4 protein-coding genes and 2 pseudogenes are annotated in these 2,987 nt (G+C 66.1%); 1 reads left to right on the forward strand and 5 read right to left on the reverse strand.

Annotated features, from left to right (window positions below; genetic code table 11):
* Window positions 1-200: 200 nt before the first annotated feature.
* The 3 genes and pseudogenes from ACFYOH_RS44570 to ACFYOH_RS44580 form a co-directional block, all read right to left on the reverse strand.
* A complete protein-coding gene (locus ACFYOH_RS44570) occupies window positions 201-854 on the reverse strand; it encodes a DUF6924 domain-containing protein (RefSeq protein WP_388638033.1) in 654 nt (217 codons plus the stop codon).
* 83 nt (window positions 855-937) lie between these two features.
* Window positions 938-1,444, reverse strand: coding sequence for a DDE endonuclease (locus tag ACFYOH_RS44575; RefSeq protein WP_388638039.1), 507 nt, complete (start codon window positions 1,442-1,444; stop codon window positions 938-940).
* A gap of 182 nt (window positions 1,445-1,626) precedes the next feature.
* Window positions 1,627-1,773, reverse strand: a pseudogene (locus ACFYOH_RS44580) (winged helix-turn-helix domain-containing protein); the annotation flags it as partial.
* Between ACFYOH_RS44580 and ACFYOH_RS44585 the strand changes: the two are divergent.
* Complete coding sequence (locus ACFYOH_RS44585; RefSeq protein WP_388638042.1) at window positions 1,706-1,891, forward strand: hypothetical protein; 186 nt, start codon at window positions 1,706-1,708, stop codon at window positions 1,889-1,891. The pseudogene ACFYOH_RS44580 and the gene ACFYOH_RS44585 overlap by 68 nt on opposite strands.
* A 40-nt stretch (window positions 1,892-1,931) precedes the next feature.
* On the opposite strand, the gene ACFYOH_RS44590 is transcribed toward ACFYOH_RS44585, so the two are convergent.
* Together ACFYOH_RS44590 and ACFYOH_RS44595 are read right to left on the reverse strand one after the other, a co-directional pair.
* On the reverse strand, window positions 1,932-2,219 hold the full coding sequence (locus ACFYOH_RS44590; protein WP_388638036.1) for a winged helix-turn-helix domain-containing protein: 288 nt from the start codon (window positions 2,217-2,219) through the stop codon (window positions 1,932-1,934).
* A 235-nt stretch (window positions 2,220-2,454) separates the two neighbouring features.
* Window positions 2,455-2,605: pseudogene (locus ACFYOH_RS44595) on the reverse strand (transposase); the annotation flags it as partial.
* Between the last annotated feature and the right edge of the window lie 382 nt (window positions 2,606-2,987).

The following is a 2,987-nucleotide window of genomic DNA, read 5'->3' on the forward strand; positions in this document are numbered from 1 at the left end:
CTCGACAGGCTCCACGGTCTCCAACTCCACGGCGGTGTAAGTCACTTGACGTCTCTCCCATGATCGTCGGATCCGCCGTTAGATTTACACTCCCGTGGACGGTGGAGCGGACCTACGGTGGCTGATCGCATTCAAGATCTCCGCAGATCGTGCACGGGCGGGTGTCCGCTGGTCAGCGCAGACCGGCGCTGCTCGGTCCGTCATGAGTGGTAGGCGTCGCGAAATGACGTCGCGGTGACGCCGTAGTCGAACGGCGCGAATGGGTTCGGACCTGGGACCGAGTCATGAGTCAGGATTTCGGCGGTACGCCCGGCCTCATTGGCTGTGCGGGGCGGATGGGCTGGGTCGCCCCCCCCGAGGTGCGCGCGCGAAGCTGCCGGACCCGGAATGGACGCGCACGGGATGTCCGTGTTCGGCTGGCTGTAAGCCTGCAGTGCAGCCAGCGCCTGGCGATGTCGGTCGGAAAGCCGGTAGACACCGGAGTCATCGAGGGAATTGAGATAGTCGTCGAAGCTCTGGTTCTGGATCGCCAGGTTTCCGATGGCAGACTGGAACGCGTCGGGCACGGCCCGGAACGTCCGTCCGGGCTTCTCTTGGACATCGATCAGGAGCAGTGAGTGCTCGTCAGAGGAGAACGTCACGCGGTCAGCGACGACGAGCACCGGATAGCGCCTGCTGTCCGAGACCAGCGCCGTCAGTTCTGGCACGGACAGATCCCGGTGACTCGGGTCAGCCATGACCGTCACCCAGTCTTCGCCAACCTCGTCCAGCAACGCCTGCCACGCCTCGTCATCGGTGAAATCCGTACGCAGAAGCGGCGAATAGTCGGTCTCGCGCAACTGTGCAGCGGTCATGTGTCCTCCGGTGCTGGGGAAGCCTCAAGTCTACAAGCGACGTGTCAGTACGCCACCGGTTCAGGCAGCTGCAAAACCACTACTCAGGTTGAACTCGTGATGTCCGGCTGTCTCATCGGGCGGTGATCCATGATCAGGCCGGTGGGCGGGAGACAGCCGTCGGCCAGATGGGGCCTGTACTGGATCTTCTTCAGGTACCGCTTGATGACGCGGGTCAGGTGGGCGAGATCCGCGGCGGCGAAGTCGGCCAGGTGCGGGACCAAATACCCTCGGCCGGGTTCAACTCCGGTGCGTAGGAGGACATCTGGTAGATCCGTAACCAGTCCCTGTGCTCGGTTGGCGAAGTCCGCCAGTTCCTTGACCAGGTGCACATTCAGGTTGTCCCAGCACCACACCACCGGGGTGCCGAGCTGCAGGTGGGTCATGGTGATCAGGCCGCGGTACTGGCGCCAGGAGAACGCCTTCGGCTCGCCGCGACAGCCGTGCCATATGTGCAGGGTGTAGAAGAAGCGTGAGCGGTGACCGGTGCGGTAGCAGACCACCCCGGCGATGTTGACCCGCCCGCTGCCCCGGCCGCGCACCCGCACCACGGGCCGGGCACGGTGCCCAGATGTGTCCCTTCGGCGGACTCAGCCCCTGGGCCGCTCGTCCTCGATGCAGATGTACGCGCCCAGGTCCGCCGCAGTCCTTTTACCTCCGGCCACACCCCCGACTTCCACACCTCGATGGTCTTCCCGTCGCGCTCGATCGCCCGCCACAGCGGGACCTGCGCGGACCAGTCGTGCCGGCGCAACAGCTTCCACACGCCCTGGACGGTGTAGCCGGCATGGAACGTCCGGCCGATCAGCAGCTTGACCCGCTTCAGCGTCCAGCCCTGGAACTCGTCGTCCCAGCCGTGCGCCAGCGAACCACGCTGCAACTCCCGCTCCAGCCGCTCCCACTGCGCAGGGCTCAGCCGCTCCGCCGAGACCGGCTCCTTCGAGCGCAAAGCGTCCGCGCCGTTCCGCTGCCACACCCGCCGCCAGCGCCGTTACTGACAGTGAGAATGCGAGTGGTGGTTCTGCTGGTGAGCCTGACTTACTTACTGACGGTGACGGCCATCTCGTCGCGCTCGGCGCCGCGCTGCGCGGGGACCTGCGGGCTGAAGCCGAGCCGGTGCATCAGCCTCGTGGCGCCCGAGACGCTGTAGGAGACGTGGAACTTCCTGCCGATCAGCGTGGCCACCCGCGCCGCGGTCCACACCTGGTCCTCCACCCAGCCGTGCGCGGCCGGCCCCTGCTCGAGGTACGCGGCCAGCTTCTCCAGGCAACGTGGCGACAGACGGCATCGCGCTCCGCTCGGGCCACGGGAGGCCAGCGCCTGCACGCCACCGTAACGCCACAGCTGGTGCCACTGGATAGGCGCCGTGCGACCTCTGTCGGCTTGATCTTCTGCTCGAACAGTTCGGCTGCCTGCATCCGTACCGCCTCACGGCGCTGACGCCCCGCGGGCGTCAGCCCGCCCCCATCCGCATACCTCACACACCCCCGAATACAGCCATCACGCCAGGCGCATCAGGGACTTCGAATGAGTTCACCCTGACCAGCCGAAGTCAGTATTTGCTGGTGCGGGTCGCCTGGGCCGCGAGGTCCTGGTCGAAGCCTGTCAGCACCGTGAGTTCGGCGGTGATCTCGTCGGTCAGCTCCAGCGAACGCAGAGTGAGGCATCGTCCGGGCCGCGTCTGCGATCATCGCGGCGTCCTTCGCGTCTGCCCCACCGAAGGCGTCAACACCAAGACCAGGCGGATCGTGCGCCAGATGCACGGAGGAGCAGGCTTCACCCTTCTTCGCCACCGCATCCTCCTCGGATAGCGGCACGCTCCGTCACCACCGAATGTGAGACAGGGCCGTTTGTTTGACAGACCCATACCATATCTAGCACGTATGTATATGTGACAACGCGAGCGTCGGCACGGCGCGGGGAGCCTGAGCCTTGCCGGGCCGTACCGTCTGCACCTTGCTGGGATGAAACGCATTGCATGGACCGGGCTGCACCACGTCGGGTCGGCCCGCGGTGCGCTGGACCGACTGCGGTGCGCCGGGCTGGGTTGGGATGATGGCCGCCTGCTGGCGGTGCCAGCCGCGGGCTGTGGTG

It is taken from the genome of Streptomyces sp. NPDC007856 (assembly GCF_042868225.1).
Lineage (GTDB): Bacteria > Actinomycetota > Actinomycetes > Streptomycetales > Streptomycetaceae > Streptomyces.

Bases quoted from the DNA above. Each gene is read 5' to 3' on its own strand.
- ACFYOH_RS44570 (WP_388638033.1), bottom strand. From the start codon at position 854: ATGACCGCTGCACAGTTGCGCGAGACCGACTATTCGCCGCTTCTGCGT.